This is a genomic window from Qipengyuania xiapuensis (genome assembly GCF_019711395.1).
GTDB classification, from domain to species: Bacteria; Pseudomonadota; Alphaproteobacteria; order Sphingomonadales; family Sphingomonadaceae; genus Qipengyuania; species Qipengyuania xiapuensis.
This window is the reverse complement of the sequence record NZ_JAIGNL010000002.1, coordinates 258,530-278,128: the sequence shown is the minus strand read 5'-3', so window position 1 is coordinate 278,128 and position 19,599 is coordinate 258,530. Positions and strand designations below refer to the sequence as shown.

At 64.6% G+C, this 19,599-nt stretch carries 17 protein-coding genes; 9 read left to right on the top strand and 8 right to left on the bottom strand.

Annotation, left to right across the window (positions count from 1 at the left end; genetic code table 11):
* Positions 1 to 37 precede the first annotated feature (37 nt).
* The 3 genes from K3163_RS10650 to tsaD are packed head-to-tail and all read right to left on the bottom strand — an operon-like array spanning position 38 to position 3,611.
* The gene (locus K3163_RS10650) at positions 38 to 1,534 is read right to left on the bottom strand and encodes a lipopolysaccharide biosynthesis protein (protein ID WP_221554579.1); all 1,497 of its coding nucleotides are present in this window, start codon (positions 1,532 to 1,534) and stop codon (positions 38 to 40) included.
* 50 nt (positions 1,535 to 1,584) lie between these two features.
* Entirely contained in the window at positions 1,585 to 2,574 is a 990-nt protein-coding gene (locus K3163_RS10645) for an NAD(P)H-dependent glycerol-3-phosphate dehydrogenase (RefSeq protein ID WP_221554199.1), read from the bottom strand.
* Positions 2,571 to 3,611 (bottom strand): tRNA (adenosine(37)-N6)-threonylcarbamoyltransferase complex transferase subunit TsaD, encoded by a 1,041-nt coding sequence (tsaD, locus tag K3163_RS10640; protein ID WP_221554198.1) that lies wholly within the window; start codon positions 3,609 to 3,611, stop codon positions 2,571 to 2,573. The genes K3163_RS10645 and tsaD overlap by 4 nt, the downstream gene beginning before the upstream one ends.
* A gap of 45 nt (positions 3,612 to 3,656) precedes the next feature.
* Between tsaD and hemC the strand changes: the two genes are divergently transcribed.
* From hemC to K3163_RS10625, 3 genes are all read left to right on the top strand, one after another.
* A complete protein-coding gene (gene hemC / locus K3163_RS10635; RefSeq protein WP_221554197.1) occupies positions 3,657 to 4,586 on the top strand; it encodes a hydroxymethylbilane synthase in 930 nt (309 codons plus the stop codon).
* Complete coding sequence (locus K3163_RS10630; RefSeq protein ID WP_221554196.1) at positions 4,583 to 5,266, top strand: uroporphyrinogen-III synthase; 684 nt, start codon at positions 4,583 to 4,585, stop codon at positions 5,264 to 5,266. The genes hemC and K3163_RS10630 overlap by 4 nt, the downstream gene beginning before the upstream one ends.
* Before the next feature lie 100 nt (positions 5,267 to 5,366).
* Complete coding sequence (locus K3163_RS10625; RefSeq protein ID WP_247712658.1) at positions 5,367 to 6,221, top strand: MICOS complex subunit MIC60; 855 nt, start codon at positions 5,367 to 5,369, stop codon at positions 6,219 to 6,221.
* 1 nt (position 6,222) lies between these two features.
* Here the strand turns inward: K3163_RS10625 and K3163_RS10620 are convergent, their stop codons facing one another.
* The gene (locus tag K3163_RS10620) at positions 6,223 to 7,437 is read right to left on the bottom strand and encodes an FAD-dependent monooxygenase (protein ID WP_221554194.1); all 1,215 of its coding nucleotides are present in this window, start codon (positions 7,435 to 7,437) and stop codon (positions 6,223 to 6,225) included.
* Between the two features lie 43 nt (positions 7,438 to 7,480).
* Between K3163_RS10620 and K3163_RS10615 the strand changes: the two genes are divergently transcribed.
* Entirely contained in the window at positions 7,481 to 9,532 is a 2,052-nt protein-coding gene (locus K3163_RS10615) for a protein-disulfide reductase DsbD family protein (protein ID WP_221554193.1), read from the top strand.
* Here the strand turns inward: K3163_RS10615 and K3163_RS10610 are convergent.
* From K3163_RS10610 to uvrB, 4 genes are all read right to left on the bottom strand, one after another.
* A complete protein-coding gene (locus K3163_RS10610; protein WP_221554192.1) occupies positions 9,495 to 10,037 on the bottom strand; it encodes a hypothetical protein in 543 nt (180 codons plus the stop codon). The genes K3163_RS10615 and K3163_RS10610 overlap by 38 nt on opposite strands.
* Before the next feature lie 31 nt (positions 10,038 to 10,068).
* Positions 10,069 to 11,568: a S10 family peptidase gene (locus K3163_RS10605; RefSeq protein WP_221554191.1), complete on the bottom strand. Its 1,500-nt coding sequence runs from the start codon at positions 11,566 to 11,568 to the stop codon at positions 10,069 to 10,071.
* Positions 11,569 to 11,610: 42 nt separating this feature from the next.
* Positions 11,611 to 12,399 carry a class I SAM-dependent methyltransferase gene (locus K3163_RS10600; protein ID WP_247712657.1) on the bottom strand — a complete coding sequence of 263 codons (789 nt, stop codon included), beginning with the start codon at positions 12,397 to 12,399 and terminating at the stop codon, positions 11,611 to 11,613.
* A 106-nt stretch (positions 12,400 to 12,505) separates the two neighbouring features.
* Entirely contained in the window at positions 12,506 to 14,701 is a 2,196-nt protein-coding gene (uvrB, locus tag K3163_RS10595) for an excinuclease ABC subunit UvrB (protein ID WP_221554190.1), read from the bottom strand.
* Between the two features lie 144 nt (positions 14,702 to 14,845).
* On the opposite strand from uvrB, the gene K3163_RS10590 reads away from it, so the two are divergent.
* The 5 genes from K3163_RS10590 (at position 14,846) to K3163_RS10570 (ending at position 19,576) form a co-directional block, all read left to right on the top strand.
* Complete coding sequence (locus K3163_RS10590; RefSeq protein ID WP_247710084.1) at positions 14,846 to 15,550, top strand: alpha/beta hydrolase family protein; 705 nt, start codon at positions 14,846 to 14,848, stop codon at positions 15,548 to 15,550.
* A gap of 76 nt (positions 15,551 to 15,626) precedes the next feature.
* Positions 15,627 to 17,054, top strand: a complete 1,428-nt coding sequence (locus K3163_RS10585) for a circularly permuted type 2 ATP-grasp protein (RefSeq protein ID WP_221554189.1) — start codon at positions 15,627 to 15,629, stop codon at positions 17,052 to 17,054.
* On the top strand, positions 17,054 to 17,998 hold the full coding sequence (locus K3163_RS10580; protein WP_221554188.1) for an alpha-E domain-containing protein: 945 nt from the start codon (positions 17,054 to 17,056) through the stop codon (positions 17,996 to 17,998). Before K3163_RS10585 ends, K3163_RS10580 begins: the two co-directional genes overlap by 1 nt.
* On the top strand, positions 17,998 to 18,813 hold the full coding sequence (locus K3163_RS10575) for a transglutaminase family protein (RefSeq protein ID WP_221554187.1): 816 nt from the start codon (positions 17,998 to 18,000) through the stop codon (positions 18,811 to 18,813). The genes K3163_RS10580 and K3163_RS10575 overlap by 1 nt, the downstream gene beginning before the upstream one ends.
* A 13-nt stretch (positions 18,814 to 18,826) precedes the next feature.
* The gene (locus K3163_RS10570; protein WP_221427938.1) at positions 18,827 to 19,576 is read left to right on the top strand and encodes a proteasome-type protease; all 750 of its coding nucleotides are present in this window, start codon (positions 18,827 to 18,829) and stop codon (positions 19,574 to 19,576) included.
* The last annotated feature ends 23 nt before the right edge of the window (positions 19,577 to 19,599 follow it).

Genomic DNA, 19,599 nt, shown 5'->3' with positions numbered 1-19,599 from the left:
AGGCGAGGGCGGGATGGCAGTTTTTAACGCAGGGCACTCAGGCGTCTCCGCTGCCTTGTGCAGGCTTGTCCTTGCTCTGGCTCTTCTGGAACAGCACCCGGTCTTCCGGGCCGAAGCCGCGTTTCCAGATCACGTAGCCATAAGAAGCAAGGATGGCCGGGATGCCGAAGATCAGCTCGGCCCATTCGGGCAATTGCGTGGCTATGAAGCCGACGACCACGGCGGGGCCGGTCGCCCAGACAAGCGCCCAGCGCCAGTTGGCGACCGGTGCCTTCAGCAGCGATTTCAGCAGCAGCGCCTTGACGAGGCTCGAAGTGCCGAGCGCGATGAACAACGCGAGCGCGGCACCTGCAGCCTTGAAGCCTTCGTCGAGGCCGAGATTGTCGGCGAGCTGGATCAGCCCGATCGTAAGCGCGCCCTGCAGCGTGATTACGCCGACCGAAATGGCGAGATTGCGCTTGCGGGCGATGTAGACGAGCACGCTTTCGGACACGACTGCCATCGACGCGATCACTTCGGCCGCCAGCAGCAGGGCCAGCGCACCGGTACCTCCGACGATCGCCGGGCCGCCGAGGCCCATCACGGCCTCGCCCGGAATGGCGAGCGCAAGCGCGATGCCGGCCTGCAGCGCGATGATCCAGAAGCCTACCTGGCGCACCTGCGCCGCGATGGCGCTCATGTTGCCGATCTTCAGGTTCTTGGTGATCACCGGCGAAAGGATCGGCTCGAAGCTCGTTTTCAGCTTCTGCGGGACGCTGACGATTTCCTTCGCGAAGAAGTAGATGCCGACCGCGGCCGCGGAGGCCGACTGGCCCAGCAGGAACACGTCCAGCAGGCGGGTGCCGCGTTCGATCACGTCGGCACCGATCAGCGGCAGCGCCCTGCTCGTCAGCTTGCCGAGGTAACGCGGCCGCGGACGCCAGCCTCGCGGGAGGCCGTAGGTGCGAAGGAAGGACCATAGCGCTGTTAGCAGACCGGCATAGATCGAGGCGAGGAAGGCGAGCGCGAGGCCGCCGTCCTTCAGGAACGGGATGAAGAAGAACACCCCCACGCCGATGGAACGGGTCCAGGGTTCGACGATGGCGCGGGCGCGCACCGTGGTGGCGATGTCGTAGCGATAGGCCTGCGCTGCGAGCAGTATTTCGGTCAGCGCGAAAGCTGGGATCGCGGCGATCATCCACATGTCGAACTGGCTGCCTGTCCCGTTCGGGAAGATGATGACGGGGAACACCAGCAACACGCCTGCCGCCACGAGTGCGAAGGCGAAGGAGACCAGCATCCCGTCGAACACGAGGTTGGCCGGGGTGCCCTCGTGCTGCTCCGCGCCTTCGGTGAGGCGCTGCGCTAGACCGCGCTTCTCGCCGAGTGCGCAAACGAGCGCGAATATCTCGATGACCACGAAGGCAGCTGCAAAGCGGCCCATGTCCTCGACCCCGTAGAGACGGTAGCCGATGAAGAGGAAGGGTATGTTGCCGAGCAGGCGGATCAGGAAGCCGAGCGTGTTCGTGCGTCCGCCCTTCGCGAGCGTCGCCATGTCGTCGCCTCCCTTTGCGGGATCGACCTCTTCCTGTGATGGCTTGTCGTTCAAGCGCCGCTGTCCTGTTCGGCCTTGAGCGGACGTGAGAGGATATCTTCGACCACGGCCTTGGGATCGTCGCCCTTCAGCAGGTCATAGACGGCGGTGACGATCGGCATGGCAACGCCGCGGCGCGCCGCTAGTTCGACCAGCACCGGCGCGGTGTGCGCTCCTTCCGCGACCGTGCGCCTGTCCGACATCAGGTCCTGCGCGCTCTGGCCTTCGCCCAGTGCCTTGCCGAGCGAGAAGTTGCGGCTCGATGTGGACGAGCAGGTCAGCACGAGGTCACCGAGACCGCACAGGCCCGCCAGCGTTTCCGCACGTGCGCCGAGGCTCTCGCCGAAACGCAGCATTTCGGCATAACCGCGCGCGATCAGAGCGGCGCGCGCGTTCTGGCCCAGTCCGAGCCCGTCGACCACCCCGCAGGCAATCGCGAGGACGTTCTTCACCGCTCCGCCGATCTCGGCCCCGGTCACATCGTCGGAATAGTAAGGGCGGAAGGCAGGGCGCGCGACGACGGGCGCAATCCGTCCCCATTGCTCGCGGCCCTGGCTGCAGGCGAGCGTGACGGCAGTCGGCAGGCCGGCTGCCACCTCGTGGGCAAAGGTCGGGCCCGAGAGTACTGCGACGGCACTTCCCGGAGCGGCATCGCGTGCAACGTCGTTCATAAGACGCCCGGTGCCCGCCTCGATACCCTTGGAACACAGCACGAGGTCGCGCGGATGTGAGGGCATGGCCGCCAGCACGCTGCCCATGTGCTGAGCAGGAGTCACGACCAGCAACACATCGAGCTCGGCCATGTCGGCGAGGTCGCCTGTTGCCTTGATGTTTTCCGAGAGTTTCGCGCTCGGCAGGAACAGCGAGTTGGTGCGGGCGGAGTTGATCTCTTCTACCAGCTCGTCCTCGCGCGCCCAGATCAGGACGTCGCGCCCGTCGCTGGCGACCATCTGCGCAAGGGCAGTGCCCCACGCGCCTGCTCCGAGGATCCCGACGCTCATGCCTTCACTCCCGCTCCGCGCACCGGTTCCGCATCAGGGTCGAGCGGCCAACGAGGCCGCGCCGAGATTTCCAGCGGGTCGGGTGCGAATCCCTCCATGGAAAGACGTTCTATCCCCGCCCAGGCGATCATGGCAGCATTATCGGTGCAAAGCTTGGGTGGCGGGGCGGTGAAACGCATGCCGTAACCGCCTGCAACGCCCTCGAGCGCCGCGCGCACCGAGGCATTGGCGGCTACACCGCCGGCAACGACCAGCGTCTCGACGCCCTGCATGCCCTCGAGTGCGACCTCGAGCCGGTCCACCACGCAATCGATGGCCGCCTGCTGGAAACTCGCGGCAATATCAGCTGCTTTGTACTTGCCGCTCTCGTGCGCACGCAGGACGGCACTCTTCAGTCCGGCAAAGGAGAAATGCGGCTCTCCGCTGCCGACCATCGGGCGGGGGAGGGGAACGGCGCTTGCATCGCCTTCCTTCGCGATCCGTTCGACGGCCGGTCCTCCCGGGAAACCGAGGCCGAGGATCTTCGCGGTCTTGTCGAATGCCTCGCCCAGCGCATCGTCGATCGTCGTGGCGAGGCGGCGATACCGGCCGACACCATCGACGCGCAGGATCTGGCAGTGTCCACCCGAGACGAGCAGCAATGCGTAGGGAAAATCGAGCCCTTCGTCGGCGAGGCGCGGGCTGAGCGCGTGGCCTTCGAGGTGGTTGATCGCGATCAGCGGCACGTCGCTCGCCATCGCAAGTGCCTTCGCGCTCACGAGACCTACCATGACCCCGCCGATGAGGCCGGGGCCTGCAGTAGCGGCAATCGCGTCGCAATCCTCGAGCGTGACGCCTGCATCCTCGAGCACGCCTGCAATCATCGGCGCGAGGCGCTCTGCATGCGCGCGCGCGGCGATCTCGGGCACCACGCCGCCAAAGGGCGCGTGCTGCTCGTCCTGCGAGGCGATACGCTGCGCTACGATGCGACGCTCGCTATCGACAAGCGCGGCGGCGGTTTCGTCGCATGAGCTTTCTATTCCGAGGACCAGGGCCATGGCGCTTCCCCTTAACGGTATCGCTCGCTAGGGCAAGCGCGCGTCATGACAGATAAGCCCTTCATCCGCCTCGGTACCAGACGTTCGCCCCTCGCCATGGCGCAGGCGGTCGAAACCCGTCGCCGCCTGTGCGAAGCGCACGGCTGGCACGAGGAAGCAGTCGAACTGGTCCCGGTCATCGCCAGTGGCGACAAGATCCAGGACCGCCCGCTCGCTGATATCGGCGGCAAGGCGCTCTGGACGCGCGAGCTCGATATCTGGCTTGCAGAAGGCCGTATCGATGCCGCTGTCCACTCGATGAAGGACGTCGAAACCCTGCGCCCACGAAAGATTGCCATCGGCGCGATCCTGCCGCGTGCGGACAAGGCCGATGTGCTGCTGGGCGCCCTTTCGATCGCTGCGCTCCCGCGCGGGGCGAAGGTCGGCACCAGCGCCCCGCGAAGGGCTGCGCAACTCCTCCACGCGAGACCGGATCTCGAGGTCGTGGGAATTCGCGGAAATGTCGCGACCCGCATCGCCAAGCTTGGTGCGGGAGAGGCCGATGCCACTTTCCTCGCAGCCGCCGGGCTTGAGCGGCTGGGTGAAACCGGTGTCGGTATTCGGCTCGATCCGGAAGAATGGCTGCCCGCACCCGCGCAGGCCGCGATCGGCATCGAATGCCGCAGCGGTGACGAGCAAACGCAAGGATACCTCTCGGCGATCGATCACCGTGACAGCCGCGAGGAAGTGATGGCCGAGCGCGCAGTTTTGGAGGCACTCGGCGGCACCTGCCACAGCCCGATTGCCGTGTTTACCCGCCGGGAAGGCAGCGAATTCTCCATGACGGCGGCGATCTACAGCGCCGACGGGGCAGTCCGGGTACGAGAAACCTCGAATTTCGCCACCACCGACCTTGATGCTGCACGCGCTCTCGGCAGGAAGCTGCTCGAAAGCGCTCCGGCCCATGTCACTGCCCTGTTCGGCGCGGCAGCGTGACGCGGCCGCTCTACGTCTTCCGGCCCGAACCCGGCCTCTCCGTCACGCTCGAGACGGCCGCCGCGCAGGGCCTCGATGCCAGTGGGTGTCCGCTGTTCGAAGTGGAACCGGTCGAATGGACGGTCCCGCCTGCGGATGAATTCTCAGCCCTCCTCGTCGGCAGTTCGAACGTGTTTCGCCACGGCGGAAAGCGGCTGGACAAGCTCGCCTCGCTACCGGTCTACGCGGTCGGCGAAGCGACTGCCGATGGCGCGCGCGAGAAGGGCTTCATCGTCTTGCGAACCGGGAAAGGCGGCCTGCAGAAGCTCATCGACAACATGTCCGGCAAGGAGCGTCACCTTCTGCGCCTCGCGGGCGAAGCCATGGTCGACCTCGACCCGCCCGAGGGCATCACGATCGACACGCGCGTCGTTTATCGGACCGCGCCGCTCGATCTGGCCGACGATATCGCTTCCATGATGCGCGAGAGCGGCGGAGTGGCGCTGCTGCACTCGGGTGAGGCGGCAAAGCGCCTGGGCGCAGAATGCGAAAGGCTGGGCATCGACCGAAGCGCGATATCGCTCGCGGTTCTCGGCCCGCGGATAGCCGAGCTGGCGGGCGATGGCTGGGAAGCTGTCCACACCGCGCCGCAGCCTCTGGATGTCGAGCTACTGGCCATGGCCCAGGCTTTGTGCCAGTAGTTTAGGCGGGATTGATCGCACCGCCGAGGCAGGTGCGCGAAGGGTCGCGGATCGGAGTACAATGGAGAATTTCGTTAGCAATCGGCGGGCGCAGTCCAGCATGCGGCCCATCTTGCTTGCTGCTGCAGGATCCTTTGCTCTGGGTGCCGCGATTGTCGGTTACTTCGCCTGGCGCATGGATTCTGGCGAAGAAACCGCGCAGGCGACCAGCAGCGGGCCGCAGGCCGCGCTGACGTCGACCGCGACACCTGGCACTTCGCCTTCTCCCACGCCTACCGCGAGCGCAACCGAAGTTTCCGCCGAAGACGTCGAGCGTGTTGCCGAACAGCAGGGCGGTCTCGACCAGCGCCTCGCGGCCGCCGAACAGCGTCTCACAAGGCTCGACCTCCAGGCGCAGGCGGCGGCAGGCAACGCCGCGCGCGCCGAGGGCCTGCTGATCGCCTTCGCGGTGCGCCGCGCGATCGATCGTGGTGCCGAGCTCGGCTATCTTGCCGACCAGCTGCGCCTGCGTTTCGGCGATGCATTGCCCAATGCGGTCAATACGATCATCTCCTTCTCGCGCGAGCCGGTGACACTCGACCAGCTGATCGCGCGGCTGGACGGTCTGGCACCCCAGCTGCAATCGGGCGACGATCGCGGCGGGTTCGAACGTTTCACGGAAGAACTCGGCGCGCTCTTCACGATCCGCCGCGAAAGCGCTCCTTCGCCGCAGCCGGAGATGCGCCTAGAGCGCGCAAGGCTCTTCCTGCTCAGCGGCAGACCAGACGATGCGGTGGCCGAAGTACGGAATCTTCCCGGAGCCTCGCAGGCCGACCAATGGCTGCGCGACGCGGAGCGTTACGCTTCCACCCAGCGCGCGCTCGACCTAATCGAAACCGCCGCCGTGCTCGAACCGCGCCGCCTGCGCGATGGTGCGGGTAACCGGATCTCACAACCGAGTCCGGCAGAAGAATAGGTCAGGCCTTCATCAGCTCGGGCACATCGCCCGACACGCCGCGTGCCTCGTCCATGAAGAACTTCTTGAGCCAGCCGGAACGCTGGACTCCGGCCATGCCGAAACGCCGAACGGCGCTGGCGGTCTTTCCGGGTACGCCGAAGATGCGGGTCAGCGTGTCGGTTGCGCCCATGACCATGATCGAATCGAGTGCGCGCCACTTCTCGTAGCGCTCGAGAACCTGCGCATCGCCAAGATCGAGGCCGAGGCGGCGCGCTTCTTCGAGCACTTCGACCAGCGCACCGACATCGCGCAAGCCAAGGTTGAGGCCCTGACCGGCAATGGGGTGCATGCCGTGCGCGCTGTCGCCGATCAGCGCCATGCGCTCGCCCACGATACGCGCCGTGTGCTGGAAGCTGAGCGGATAGGAAGACCGGCCGCTATTGAGCGACAGCGTGCCGAGGATATCGCCCATGCGCTTCTCGACTTCGGCGAGGAATGCACGGTCGGACAGCTTGAGCACGCCTGCTGCGTCCTTCTCGTCGACGGTCCACACCAGCGCGCTGCGGTGCGTGCCGTCTTCGCTGTCGAGCATGGGTAGGAGTGCGAAGGGGCCGTCCTCGTAGAAGATTTCCCAAGCTACGCCTTCGTGCGGTTTCGAATGGTCGAGACCGGTGATGATCGCGCGGTGCGAATAATCCCAGCTCGCCATCTTGAGGCCTTCTTCCTCGCGCGTGGGCGAGCCGCGGCCTTCGGCGCCGATCAGGAGATCGGCCTCCAGCACCCTCCCGTCCGCCAGCGTCGCGCTGACCGAGAAGGCATCGCGGTGGCGCTCGGTAACATCGACCGGCGCGTGCATCGTGATGAGCGGTTCGTTCTTCGCCGCTTCGTAGAGCGCGATGCGCAGCTGGCGGTTGGCGAACATGCGGCCGAGCGTGCCTTCGTGCGGCTCGGGTCGGAAATCGATACGGCCCGGCTTCATCTGGTCGAGCACGGCAATTGCCTCGATCTCGCAGCCATGCGGCTCGAGCGCTTCGGCAAGGCCGATATTGCGGAAGAGGCGCCAGCTGGCGGTCGAAATCGCCGAGGCGCGCCCGTCGAAGCCTTCGGCGGTCAGATCGGCCGGATCGGCGCGGTCGACGAGGTGGCTGGAAAGACCCTTGCGGGCTGCGGCCAGTGCGAGCGTCGTGCCGACGAGGCCGCCACCGAGGATGAGCAAGTCGCGCTTGTCTGTCATGGGGGCAGTCCCTAATGCGCAGGGTGTGAGAGACGCAAGCACAATGGACGGTTGGCGCGCGGGACTTGTCTTGCTGTTCCTGTTGCTGGCGAGCCTCGTTCCCGGGAGCCTCGCTGCCCAGGAAGCACGCTTCGGCGACGACAATATCTCGGTAGAGCTCCGCAGCGACGGTGCGCCGGTTGCCGGCGAGACCTGGATGCTGGCCTTGCGATTCAGCCCCAGGAGCCCCGAATGGCATGGCTACTGGTCCAATCCGGGCGATGCGGGGCAGGGGATGCAGCTTTCGCTCAACCTGCCCGAGGGATGGGAAGCGGGCGAGCCGCTCTATCCCGTGCCGAAGACGTTGCTGATTTCCGGCCTGATGAATCACATCTACGAGGGCGAATATGCCGTTCTCGTGCCCATCGACGTGCCCGAGCAGGCAGCGGTAGCAAATGTCGCGCCGGTCACCGGCTTCGTCTCTTACCTAGCCTGCACCGATCGGATCTGCGTGCCGCAGGACGCGGTATTGCAAGCGCGGGAGGGGGGCGATTTCCGAAGCTGGCGCGCACAGATCGCGCCCGAACTCGACAGCACTGCGGGATTCGAGATCTCCGGCGACCGCCTGCGTGTCGGAATTCCCTTGCCCGAGGGCCTGGATTTCACCGAGGTACACCTCTTCATCGAGAATACCGATCTCGGCTCCGGCGTCTCGCCGGACTATGCCGCCGTCCAGACGCTGGTGAGCGAGGGCAACCTGCTGGTCGTCGAAGTGCCGCTCAAGCGCTTCGGTAAGGCGGACGATGTGCCGCAGCCCGAGAAGATCGGGGGCATATTGTCCTTCGGAAACGGGCAGGGTGTACGGTTCGAGGCGGAGCCGCGCGACGTGCCGCTCGAGAATGTGAAACCGATCCGCGGCGCGGTCGAAATGCCCCCCCTGTGGTTGCTGCTCCTGGCCTCGCTCGTCGGCGGCCTGCTGCTCAACATCATGCCCTGCGTCTTCCCGATCCTCAGCCTCAAGGCGCTCGCGCTCGCCAAGGCCGGCGGCGAGGAGGCTGCCGCGCGGCGGGACGCGATCGCCTATACCGCGGGTGTCGTCCTTGCCTGCGCGGGCCTCGGTGCGGCGATCCTCCTGCTGCGCTCTGCGGGCGAACAGGTCGGCTGGGCGTTTCAGTTGCAGGAACCGCGGGTAGTCGGCGGCCTGTTCCTCCTGATGCTGGCGATCACTGCCAATTTCCTCGGCCTGTTCCAGGTGCCGGGCATGGCGATTGCCGGCGGCAAGCAGTCGGTACGCGGTTCGTTCGGCACCGGGCTGCTGGCAGCCTTCGTCGCCACGCCGTGTACTGGTCCGTTCATGGCGCTCGCACTTGGAGCTGCCCTCGTGCTCCGTCCGATCGAGGGTTTCGCGATCTTCACTGCGCTCGGCGTGGGCCTTGCCCTGCCGTTCCTCCTGCTCGGCTTCATTCCCGCATGGCGCAGGAAACTGCCGAAGCCGGGTCCATGGATGGAGCGCTTCCGCCGCTGGATGGCGATCCCGATGGGACTGACCGTGCTGGCTCTCGTGTGGCTGTTGACACGCATCGCCGACACGTTCTGGCTGGTCATGCTCGGAGCCGTCGCTACGCTGCTCCTCGCGCTGCTTGCCTCGCTCGGCCAGCGCCAGACGAAGGGCCTCGGCGGCGGGAAGTTCTTCTTCGCCGCCATCGTGGCCCTATCGATCTTCGCGCTTTCGATCTTCCCCGAGCCGGAACCGCGCGAGGTGCGGGCCGAAAGCAGCATCCACGCGCCCATTGCATTTTCCGAGAGTGCGCTCGCCGAGGCACGTGCGAGTGGCAGGCCCGTATTCGTCTGGTTCACCGCCGACTGGTGCGTCACCTGCAAGGTCAACGAAAGCGTCGCCATCGAACGCGAGGAGACACTCGCGGCATTCGAGGCGGCCGATGTGATCACGATGCGAGGCGACTGGACCCTCGGCGACGAGGAAATCGCCAACTTCCTGTCAGCGCAAGGCGCGGCAGGCGTGCCGCTCTACCTCTGGTACGCGCCCGGAGAGGACGCGCGGCAATTGCCGCAGGTGCTTACTCCGGCGATGCTTCGGGAATTGGTGGCGGAATAATCTCGCCTGCGCAGCGGCTGATGAACTCGGCCGGCCGCTGGCTCCCGTTGAGCCTTAGCGATCCAGCCCCGGGAACCGTGGCCTCGACCGAGCGCGGGCCGGTCAGGACGTCGAGCCGGGGGTCGTCGGCAGCGATGGTGCCTCGCCATAGCCAAGCCTCGCCTTCCTGCGCAGCATCGATCCAGAGGCGCTCGACATGGCCGTTGCCGATGAGCGCGAGCACAGCCTTCGCATCGGGATCGGCTGCGACATAGCGGCGATAGACTAGCGTGCCGTCCTCGCAGCCGAGCGAGAGGAGGGGCATTTCACCCGGCTTTCCGTAGAGCAGGCGCCCGCTTTCCGGGCTTGTCGCCCAGGTCGCGCCCTCGGCATCGGGCGAAGCGATCGGTTTGGCAGGTGCCTTCCGCTCGTCCGCGATCTGCGTACGCGTGACGTAATCGTCCGAGGCGGGCGGCTTGCAGGCAGCGAGCAGGGTGAGCGCACAAAGAGCGACGAAACGAGGCATGGCTGCAGCTATTATTGTCGGGCGGCTCCGGTCAACGCGCGCGGATGAATTCGCGCAGGTCTGAGGTGAGTTTTGCCCGGTCCTCGTCACGTACGTACATCATGTGGCCCGCGTCGTAATATTTGAACGTCAGGCGGTCCTGCGGGATGCCGAAGCGGTTGAGCGAGTATTCCGCACCGAAGAACGGCGTCGCGAAGTCGTACCAGCCCTGCGCGTTGAACAGGCGCAGCTGAGAATTCTCGCGCATCGCCTTGCCGATGAGCGGAGCGACGTTGAGATAGGCGTTGCGGCCCCAGCCTTGGCCCAGCGACCAGTCCCAATAGCGTCCCGGCTCGCGCCCGATCGACTGGTATTCCCTGTCCGTCTCGAAGCCGAGGCCTTCGCGCAGCCACTGGTTCACCGCCGCGGTATAGCCTGCATCGATGCCGTAAAAGCTGGGGTCGTTGTCAGGTGTCTCGCCCGCATTGTCATAATCGCGGCCCGTGTAGCGTGCATCGAGGCGTCCGATGGTGAGGCCCCGGTCGCGCAGCAGCTCCTTGTAGAACCGCTGGCTGGTCACCCGCAGGTTCGCCTGGTCGAGATATGTCTCGGAAAGCCCAGTCAACCTCGCCAGTTCAGCGCGTACCGCGACACGCTCGGCAGCGGGCAGGTCCTGCCCCTTGAGCAGCGCGGTCGCGTAAGGTCCGATGGCGAACTGGCGCGCTTCCTCGGCGATGGCCTCGACCGAGGAAGCCTGGACCTTGCCGTGGTAGTAGGCCGCTGCCGCCATGTTGGGCAGGGTGACGATATAGGCCATCTCATTGCCCGGCGTCGGCTCGCGACCGGCGAAATCGAGGATCGTCGAGACGAGGATGAGACCGTTCAGCCCGACGTCGTTGAAGGTGCTGCCTTCGAGCTCGTCCACCACCATTGCGGTGCGGGTGGTGCCGTAGCTTTCGCCGCCGAGATACTTGGGGCTGTTCCAGCGGCCATTATCGTTGATCCAGCGCCGGATGACTTGCGCAACGGCGCGCGCATCCTGCCTGAGGCCATAATATTTCTCAGGGTCCGTGCCCTTGGTGAGATAGCTGAAGCCCGTGCCCGGCGGATCGATGAAGACGAGGTCGGCGACGTCGAGCAGGCTGTCGGGATTGTCGAGCAGCGGATAGGGCGGCGCACCGTCGTCGCGTGCGTCTGAGGGAATGCCAACGCGCTTGGGACCCCATGCGCCCATCTGCAGCCAGACCGAGCCCGAGCCCGGGCCGCCGTTGTAGATGAAGAATACGGGCCGCGATGTATCGCGCGGGTTCCTCACATAGCTGGTGGTCACGATGACGGCTTCCTGCGTGCCGTCGTCCCCTTCGAGGATCGTCTCGCGCACGGTCGCGCGGTAATTGATGCGCTGGCCGCCGAAGGTGCCGGAAAGGTCGCGCGTCCTTACCTGCGCCTCGATGGCCGCCGAAGCCGCCGAGGCGGTATCAGGCTTCTCCTGGGCGGCGAGGGGAGCGGAAAGGGCGAGGGCCGCTGCGGCGGCTAGCAGGCGCGTAGTCATGCTGACGCTATGGCAAAGCAGCAGCCCCGCGTAAATTCCCGGCTATTCGGCCGGCTTCACGAACTTCATCATGAAGCGGTCGGTCTTGCCGCGGATTGCCGGATCGAAGACGCTCGTGTCGTAGTCGTCATCGGGATTGGCGAGCATGCTGCTGGCATCTTCCAGCACGAAGCCGGCCGCTTCGAAATCGGTCCGTACGACCGAGGGGGCGATGCGGTGCGTCTCGTCAACGATCGCGCGGGTATCGCCTTCCTTGCCCGCATGGTCGATCACACCGACAACCCCGCCGGGTTTCATCGCGGCAAAGAGCTGTGCGAGGAACTCCTGCGGTTCGGAGCGGGGCACGCCGAACTGTTCCGATTCCCAGTACACGTCGTGGTAGTTGAGGTTCATGATCGCGAAGTCGAACCGGTCCGGTCCGGGCGTGAAGCTCTCGAACGGATATCGCTCGACCGCGATGCGCGGCTCGCGTTCCGAGAGCGCGCTCCAGGCTTCCTCATCGTAGAATTGCTCGGGCTCGAGCGCGGTTACGCTGCCGTTCTCGCCGACTGCGCGCACCAGGATTTCCGCCCAGTACCCGCCACCCGAAATCACATCGACGGCATCGTCGCCATCCTCGAGGCCGAAGAAGGCGAGCACTTCGGCGGGCTTGCGGTTGGCATCGAGTTCCCGGGCGCTCTCCGGGCGCGCTTCATTGGCGACTGCCGCGTCGAGGGTTGATGCCGAGACGGTTGTGTCGGCAGGGGTCTCCACTGGATCGTCGGTGGCTGGCTGCGAGCAGGCCGCAAGTGAAAAGGCCAATGCGGTACTCAGGATCAGGTGCGGCTTCATGGTTTCTCCCCTTGCCGTGTGCGCGACGCAACTTGGACGCCGCGTGCGCTGGAGAGAACCCCTCGGCTCTACGCTGATCGAGTGAACGGGTGCGCTGGTCGAAGTATCAGGGCTTGCCGCCCATTCGTTTGTAGCGCGTCTTGCCATAGCGGGTCTTGCGCGTGCCGGGACGGCCCGCATCGCTCCGGCCGACGCGCGGTGCCTTCTTCTCCTCGTCGCCAAGGCCGAGCTCGTCGTTTTCGAGACGGCGGATTTCGTCGCGCAGGCGGCCTGCTTCCTCGAATTCGAGATCGGCGGCAGCGGCGCGCATGCGTTTCTCGAGGTCCTCGATGTAGGCGCGCAGGTTGTGGCCGACGAGGTTGTTGCGCTCGTCGTCGCCCGTATCGACGGTGACCCCGTCCTGTGCGGCAGTATGCGCGACGATATCGGCGATGTTGCGCTTGATCGTCTTGGGCGTGATGCCGTGTTCTTCGTTGTAGGCCTTTTGCTTCTCGCGGCGGCGGTCGGTTTCCGCGATTGCGCGTTCCATCGAACCGGTGACCCGGTCGGCATAGAGGATCACGCGACCTTCGACGTTGCGCGCGGCGCGGCCGATGGTCTGGACGAGACTGGTCTCGCTGCGCAGGAAACCTTCCTTGTCGGCGTCGAGGATGCAGACGAGGCCGCATTCGGGAATATCGAGACCTTCGCGCAGCAGGTTGATGCCCACCAGCACGTCGTAAACGCCGAGACGCAGGTCGCGGATCAGCTCGATGCGTTCGAGTGTTTCCACATCGGAGTGCATGTAGCGCACCCTCACACCCGCCTCGTGCATGAATTCGGTGAGGTCTTCCGCCATCCGCTTGGTCAGCGTGGTGACCAGCGTGCGATAGCCCTTGGCGGCGGTCTTTTTGCATTCTTCGATGCAGTCCTGGACCTGGTCCTCCACCGGTTTGATCTCGACCGGAGGGTCGATGAGGCCAGTGGGGCGGATGACCTGTTCGGCGAAGACGCCGCCGGTCTGTTCCATCTCCCACGGGCCAGGGGTGGCTGAGACGCAGAAGGTCTGCGGGCGCATCGCGTCCCACTCGTTGAAGCGAAGCGGGCGGTTGTCGATACAGGAGGGGAGGCGGAAACCGTATTCGGCGAGCGTCAGCTTGCGGCGGTGGTCCCCGCGCGCCATCGCGCCGATCTGCGGCACGGTCTGGTGGCTTTCATCGACGAAGAGCAGCGCATTTTCCGGCAGGTACTCGAAAAGCGTGGGCGGCGGTTCACCGGGCAGGCGACCGGTCAGGAAGCGGCTGTAGTTCTCGATGCCTGCGCAAGAGCCGGTGGCGGCAATCATCTCGAGGTCGAAATTGGTGCGCTGCTCCAATCGCTGCGCTTCGAGCAGGCGACCTTCTTCGTGCAGTTCCTTCAGGCGCTCCTGCAGCTCGAACTTGATGGCTTCGCTCGCCTGCTTCATCGTCGGGCCGGGCGTGACGTAGTGCGAATTCGCATAGATCCGCACCTTGTCGAGGCTCGCGCCCTTCTTGCCGGTGAGCGGGTCGAACTCACTGATTTCCTCGATCTCGTCACCGAAGAAGCTCACCCGCCAGGCCATGTCCTCATAGTGCGATGGGAAGATTTCGAGGTTGTCGCCGCGCACGCGGAAATTGCCGCGCGCAAAGGCGGCATCGTTACGCTTGTACTGAAGGGCAACGAGCTTGCGGATCAGCTCGCGCTGGTCGACGACATCGTCCTTCTTGATGTCGAAGATCATCGCCGAATAGGTCTCGACCGATCCGATACCGTAGAGACACGAAACCGAGGCGACGATGATGACATCGTCCCTTTCGAGCAGCGCGCGCGTGGCCGAGTGGCGCATCCGGTCGATCGCCTCGTTCACCGAGCTTTCCTTCTCGATGTAGGTGTCAGACCGCGGCACGTAGGCTTCGGGCTGGTAGTAGTCGTAATAGCTCACGAAATACTCGACCGCGTTCTCCGGAAAGAAGCTCTTGAACTCGCCATAGAGCTGCGCGGCGAGAATCTTGTTCGGCGCGAGGATCAGGGCAGGGCGCTGCAGTTCCTCGATGACCTTGGCCATCGTGAAGGTCTTGCCCGAACCGGTCACGCCGAGGAGGACCTGCGTCTGCTCGTCCTCGCGCGCCGAACCCACAAGTTCGGCGATCGCGGTCGGCTGGTCGCCGGAGGGCGTATAATCGCTGACGAGCTTGAACGGCCGCCCGCCCATCGACTTTTCCGGACGCGCGGGTTTGTGGGGAACAAACTCGCCAGTGGTGTCGGGTTCTTCGAGGCCGCGCCTGATTACGAGTTCTGCCATGCGCGCACATATGGGGAACGCACGGCAAGGGCGCAACGGGGGTGCGCGTGGCTCATTCAGGAACCTGTCATCGCGTCGGCGCATTATTGCACGACGATGGCAACATTACCGTTCCAAGAAACCCGACAGGAGTGGAGCCGCCGGTTGGCGCTGGCCTCCGAACCCTGCCCGGACGATGCGCGCGGCCCGCGCGCACTGTTGCTGCTGCGCGAATTCCTCTGGCCGCTCGAACCTGTGAAGCGCCGGTTCTCTTCGCTTGAAGTGACGCCTGCGCGCTCGCCCAAACGGATCATGCTTCTCCCCGGTTTCGGGGCTCACCCCGTGCGTATGCGCTGGATGGCGAAGCAGCTCGAGAAAGCCGGTCACACGGCGAAAAGCTGGGGCATGGGCGTCAATCTCGGCGCGACCGCTGACCGTTTTGCCAAGACGGAAGAGCGGCTGCTCGACCTTTACCAGCGTCGCGGCGAGCAGATCGTCCTTATCGGCTGGAGCCTGGGCGGCGTCATGGCGCGCGAACTGGCGAAGCGCCATCCCGACAAGATCGAGAAGGTCGTCACGCTCGGCTCACCCTTCTCGGGCAGCCCGCGCGCGAACAACGGCTGGCGCGCCTACCAGGCAATTGCCGGTCACCGCGTCGACGAGCCGGAGATCGATACCGTCCTCAGCGAAAAGCCGCCGGTCGAGACGGTGGCCATGTGGAGCCCGCGCGATGGCGTCGTCCATCCGCGGTCGGCTTGCGGCCGCGCGGGAGAGCGCGACCGGGCGATCGCCCTGCGATGCAGCCACATGGGTTTCGTGTTGACGAATGAAGCGGTTGCTGCGCTTCTTTCGGAACTGGACCGCGCCTGAACCTTTAGTCTCGTGAAGGGCGGCGTCCTGCTGCCTCCTGCGCCACCTGCAGGTCGATATCGAATTTCGGGGGACTATGAGCGGCGACGCCGGCTTTTTCGATGAAATGCGCGAGCCTGACGGTTCGGTGCGACCCGCCTACGCGAACTATTGCGAGTGGTTCGACGACCAGGAAAACAAGCTCCTGCGCCGCAAACACCGCGAGGCGGAGACCAATTTCCGGAAAACCGGCATTACCTTCAATGTCTATGGCGAGGATGACGCCGAGGAGCGCCTGATCCCCTTCGACATGGTGCCGCGCATCATCGATGCGGGCGAATGGCGGCGGCTGACGCGCGGTATCGAGCAGCGCGTATCGGCGCTCAACGCGTTCATGCACGACCTCTATCACCGGCAGGAGATCGTCCGCGCAGGGCGCCTCCCGCAAAGCCTGTTGCGCAACAACGAGGCCTGGCTGCCGAACATGGTCGGCTTCACGCCGCCCGGTGGGGTCTACACTCACATCGTCGGCATCGATCTCGTGCGAACCGGGCCCGACGAGTTCTTCGTGCTCGAGGACAATGCACGCACGCCTTCGGGTGTGAGCTACATGCTCGAGAACCGCGAAACCATGATGGCGATGTTCCCCGAGCTGTTCCTGCGTTGCCCGGTCGAGAGCGTTTCGGATTATCCGCGCCGCCTCGCCAAGAGCCTTGCCGCATGTGCGCCCGATTGCGCGGGCGACAAGCCGGTCGTCGCCGTGCTTACCCCCGGTATCTTCAATTCCGCCTATTTCGAACACGCTTTCCTTGCCGACCAGATGGGCGCCGAGCTCGTCGAGGGTAGCGACCTGCGCGTGGTAAATGGCCGCGTCGCGATGCGTACGACCAGCGGGTACAAGGCGATCGACGTCATCTACCGCCGCGTGGACGACGAATTCCTCGATCCGCTGACCTTCAATCCCGACAGCGTGCTCGGCGTGCCCGGGATCATGGACGTCTATCGTGCTGGCGGGGTGACCATTGCCAACGCTCCGGGCACCGGCGTTTGCGACGACAAGGCGATCTATTCCTTCATGCCCGATATCGTTGAATTCTACACTGGCGAGAAGCCGCTGCTGCCCAATGTCGAGACCTGGCGCTGCGCGGACGAGGAAAGCCTCAAATACGTGCTCGACAATCTTGCCGAGCTGGTCGTGAAGGAAGTCCACGGGTCGGGCGGCTACGGCATGCTAGTCGGGCCCGCCTCGACCAAGAAGGAGATCGAGGAATTCCGCGCCAAGCTGGTCGACAATCCGTCCAATTACATTGCGCAGCCAACGCTTTCGCTCTCGACCTGCCCCATCTTCACCAAGAAGGGGCTGGCGCCGCGACATGTCGATCTGAGGCCCTTCGTGCTGGTCTCGCCCGACAAGATCGACATTACCCCGGGCGGCCTGACGCGGGTGGCGCTCAAGGAAGGGTCGCTGGTGGTGAACTCGAGCCAGGGCGGGGGCACCAAGGATACATGGGTGCTTAAAGACTGATGCTGGGTAGAACCGCCAACGGATTGTTCTGGATGTTCCGCTATCTCGAGCGGGCTGAAAACACTGCGCGCCTGCTCGATGCCGGCCTTCGCATGGCGCTCACCCGCGATCTCGTGACGGCGGAGGAAGAGTGGCGCTCGGTGATCGAGACCTCGGGCCAACGCGCCGCCTACGAGCAAAAGCATTCGAGCTACACCGGGCACCAGGCGTGGAACTTCATGCTGCGCGAGAAAGCGAACCCCGCGAGCATCATCTGCATGTACAAGCTGGTGCGCCAGAATGCCCGCCTCGCCCGCAACGCCATCAGCGGCGAACTGTGGGAAGCGATCAACGAGAACTGGCTCATCATCGACGACCAGCTGGCGAAACCCGTCGGCGAGAACCACGTGCTGGATGCAGTGAAGACGATCCGCCGCGCCGCTACCATGGCACGCGGCGCGCTCACCGGCTCCATGCTGCGCGAAGAAGGCTATCACTTCGCGCAGTCCGGCATGTTCATCGAGCGCGCGGATTCGATCGCGCGCATTCTCGACATCAAATATTACCTCCTGCTCCCCTCGCTTTCCTACGTCGGATCGAGCCTCGATACAGGCCAGTGGGACACGGTGCTGCGCTCGGTTTCGGGTGACAGGGCTTATCGCTGGCTCAATGCGGGCCGGATCGACGCGCGCGGTATCTGCGAGTTCCTCATCCTCGACGATCGCTTCCCGCGTAGCCTCGCTTTCTGCCATTCCGAGCTGCGCAACAATCTCGCCGCGCTCGCCCGCCTGCATGGCACCGAAGGGGAGAGCAATGCGCTCATGCGCGATGCCGACACAAGGATCGCCGATCTTTCGATCGACGAGATCTTCGACCAGGGGCTGCACGAGTTCCTGACCGAATTCATGGCCTCGAACGCCGCGATTGGCGAAGCCATCGCACGAGATTACAGGTTCCTGAGCTGATGCGCCTCTCTATCCGTCATACCACGCGATACCGCTTCGATACGCCGGTCGTACACGCCCTCCAGCGGCTGCGCCTGACGCCGAAGGAAACGCAAGGCCAGGAAATCCTCGAATGGTCGATGGAATACGACCATGCGCACGAGGAGCTGACTTATGAGGACCAGCACCACAACACGACTACGCTGGTCGCGGTCGAACCCGATGCGACCGAAGTGACGATCACTTGCCGCGGCAAGGTGGACACGCACGACCATGCCGGGGTGATCGGCCACCATTCGGGCCACCTCCCGCTCTGGAGCTTCCTTACCCAGACCAGGCTAACCCGCCCGGGTCCTGGCATGAAGAAGCTGGTCGGCGATCTCGGAAGTTTCGAAGGCGAGCGGCTCGACATGCTGCACGAACTTTCGCGCAGCGTGCTCGACAGGGTGGAATACCGCGTCGGTTCAACCGGGTGGAACACCACGGGCGAGGAAAGCTTCGCGGCAAAGAAAGGTGTCTGCCAGGATCACGCGCATATCTTCATCGGCGCTGCACGCGCGCTCGACGTGCCCGCGCGCTATGTGTCCGGCTACCTCATGATGAACGACCGCATCGAACAGGAAGCGACGCATGCCTGGGCCGAAGCTTTCGTCGAAGGGCTCGGCTGGGTCGGGTTCGATATTTCCAATGGCATCAGCCCGGACGAACGCTATGTGCGCGTCGCCACGGGTCGCGACTACCGTGATGCATCGCCTGTGACCGGGATAAGCTTTGGCAACAGCTCGCAAGACCTCGAAGTCGATGTTGCTGTAGAACAGCAGCAAGTTCAGCAATAAAGAAAGAAATACAATGACCTATTGCGTGGGAATGAAGCTCGACAAGGGGCTTGTCCTGATGAGCGATACCCGCACCAATTCGGGCGTCGACAATATCTCAGTCTTCCGCAAGATGTTCACCTGGCAGGTGCCGGGCGATCGCATCATCACCGTAATGACCGCTGGCAATCTCGCCACCACGCAGGCCGTCATCAGCCAGCTCGAAGAGCGCACGAAGGAGCCGGAAAACCGGGACAACGCGCTGCTCAAGTCGCCGACCATGTTCCAGGTCGCCACCGAGGTCGGAAATCTCATGCGCGGCATCATTTCCGAACGGCAGGACGCGAACGGCGCCAAGGGCAGGGGGCGTTTCACCGCCTCGATCATCGTCGCAGGCCAGATCCAGGGCATGGAGCCGCGCCTCTTCATGGTCTATCCCGAAGGCAACTTCATCGAGGCGAGCCTCGATACGCCCTTCTTCCAGATCGGCGAGACAAAGTACGGCCGCCCGATCATCATCCGCGGCTATGATCGCCACATGAGCCTCGAAGACGGGGTCAAGCTGCTGATGGTCAGCTTCGATTCGACGCTGAAGGCCAACCTCTCGGTCGGGCTTCCGCTGGACCTGCAGGTGATCGCGCGCGATACCTTCGAAGCAGGTCACCAGCACCGCGTCACGCACGAAGATCCCTACTTCCAGGCGATCTCTTCAAGCTGGGGTGATGCGCTGAAGAACGCGTTTCATTCGTTGCCAGACTACGCATTCCTGAAGCGCGAAGACTAATCGATCCGATTTGGATGCGAATT

Coding starts and splice junctions, on each gene's coding strand:
- K3163_RS10650 (WP_221554579.1), bottom strand. CDS start 1,534: ATGGCGACGCTCGCGAAGGGCGGACGCACGAACACGCTCGGCTTCCTG.
- K3163_RS10645 (WP_221554199.1), bottom strand. CDS start 2,574: ATGAGCGTCGGGATCCTCGGAGCAGGCGCGTGGGGCACTGCCCTTGCG.
- tsaD (WP_221554198.1), bottom strand. CDS start 3,611: ATGGCCCTGGTCCTCGGAATAGAAAGCTCATGCGACGAAACCGCCGCC.
- hemC (WP_221554197.1), top strand. CDS start 3,657: ATGACAGATAAGCCCTTCATCCGCCTCGGTACCAGACGTTCGCCCCTC.
- K3163_RS10625 (WP_247712658.1), top strand. CDS start 5,367: ATGCGGCCCATCTTGCTTGCTGCTGCAGGATCCTTTGCTCTGGGTGCC.
- K3163_RS10620 (WP_221554194.1), bottom strand. CDS start 7,437: ATGACAGACAAGCGCGACTTGCTCATCCTCGGTGGCGGCCTCGTCGGC.
- K3163_RS10615 (WP_221554193.1), top strand. CDS start 7,481: ATGGACGGTTGGCGCGCGGGACTTGTCTTGCTGTTCCTGTTGCTGGCG.
- K3163_RS10610 (WP_221554192.1), bottom strand. CDS start 10,037: ATGCCTCGTTTCGTCGCTCTTTGTGCGCTCACCCTGCTCGCTGCCTGC.
- K3163_RS10605 (WP_221554191.1), bottom strand. CDS start 11,568: ATGACTACGCGCCTGCTAGCCGCCGCAGCGGCCCTCGCCCTTTCCGCT.
- K3163_RS10600 (WP_247712657.1), bottom strand. CDS start 12,399: ATGAAGCCGCACCTGATCCTGAGTACCGCATTGGCCTTTTCACTTGCG.
- uvrB (WP_221554190.1), bottom strand. CDS start 14,701: ATGGCAGAACTCGTAATCAGGCGCGGCCTCGAAGAACCCGACACCACT.
- K3163_RS10585 (WP_221554189.1), top strand. CDS start 15,627: ATGAGCGGCGACGCCGGCTTTTTCGATGAAATGCGCGAGCCTGACGGT.
- K3163_RS10580 (WP_221554188.1), top strand. CDS start 17,054: ATGCTGGGTAGAACCGCCAACGGATTGTTCTGGATGTTCCGCTATCTC.
- K3163_RS10575 (WP_221554187.1), top strand. CDS start 17,998: ATGCGCCTCTCTATCCGTCATACCACGCGATACCGCTTCGATACGCCG.
- K3163_RS10570 (WP_221427938.1), top strand. CDS start 18,827: ATGACCTATTGCGTGGGAATGAAGCTCGACAAGGGGCTTGTCCTGATG.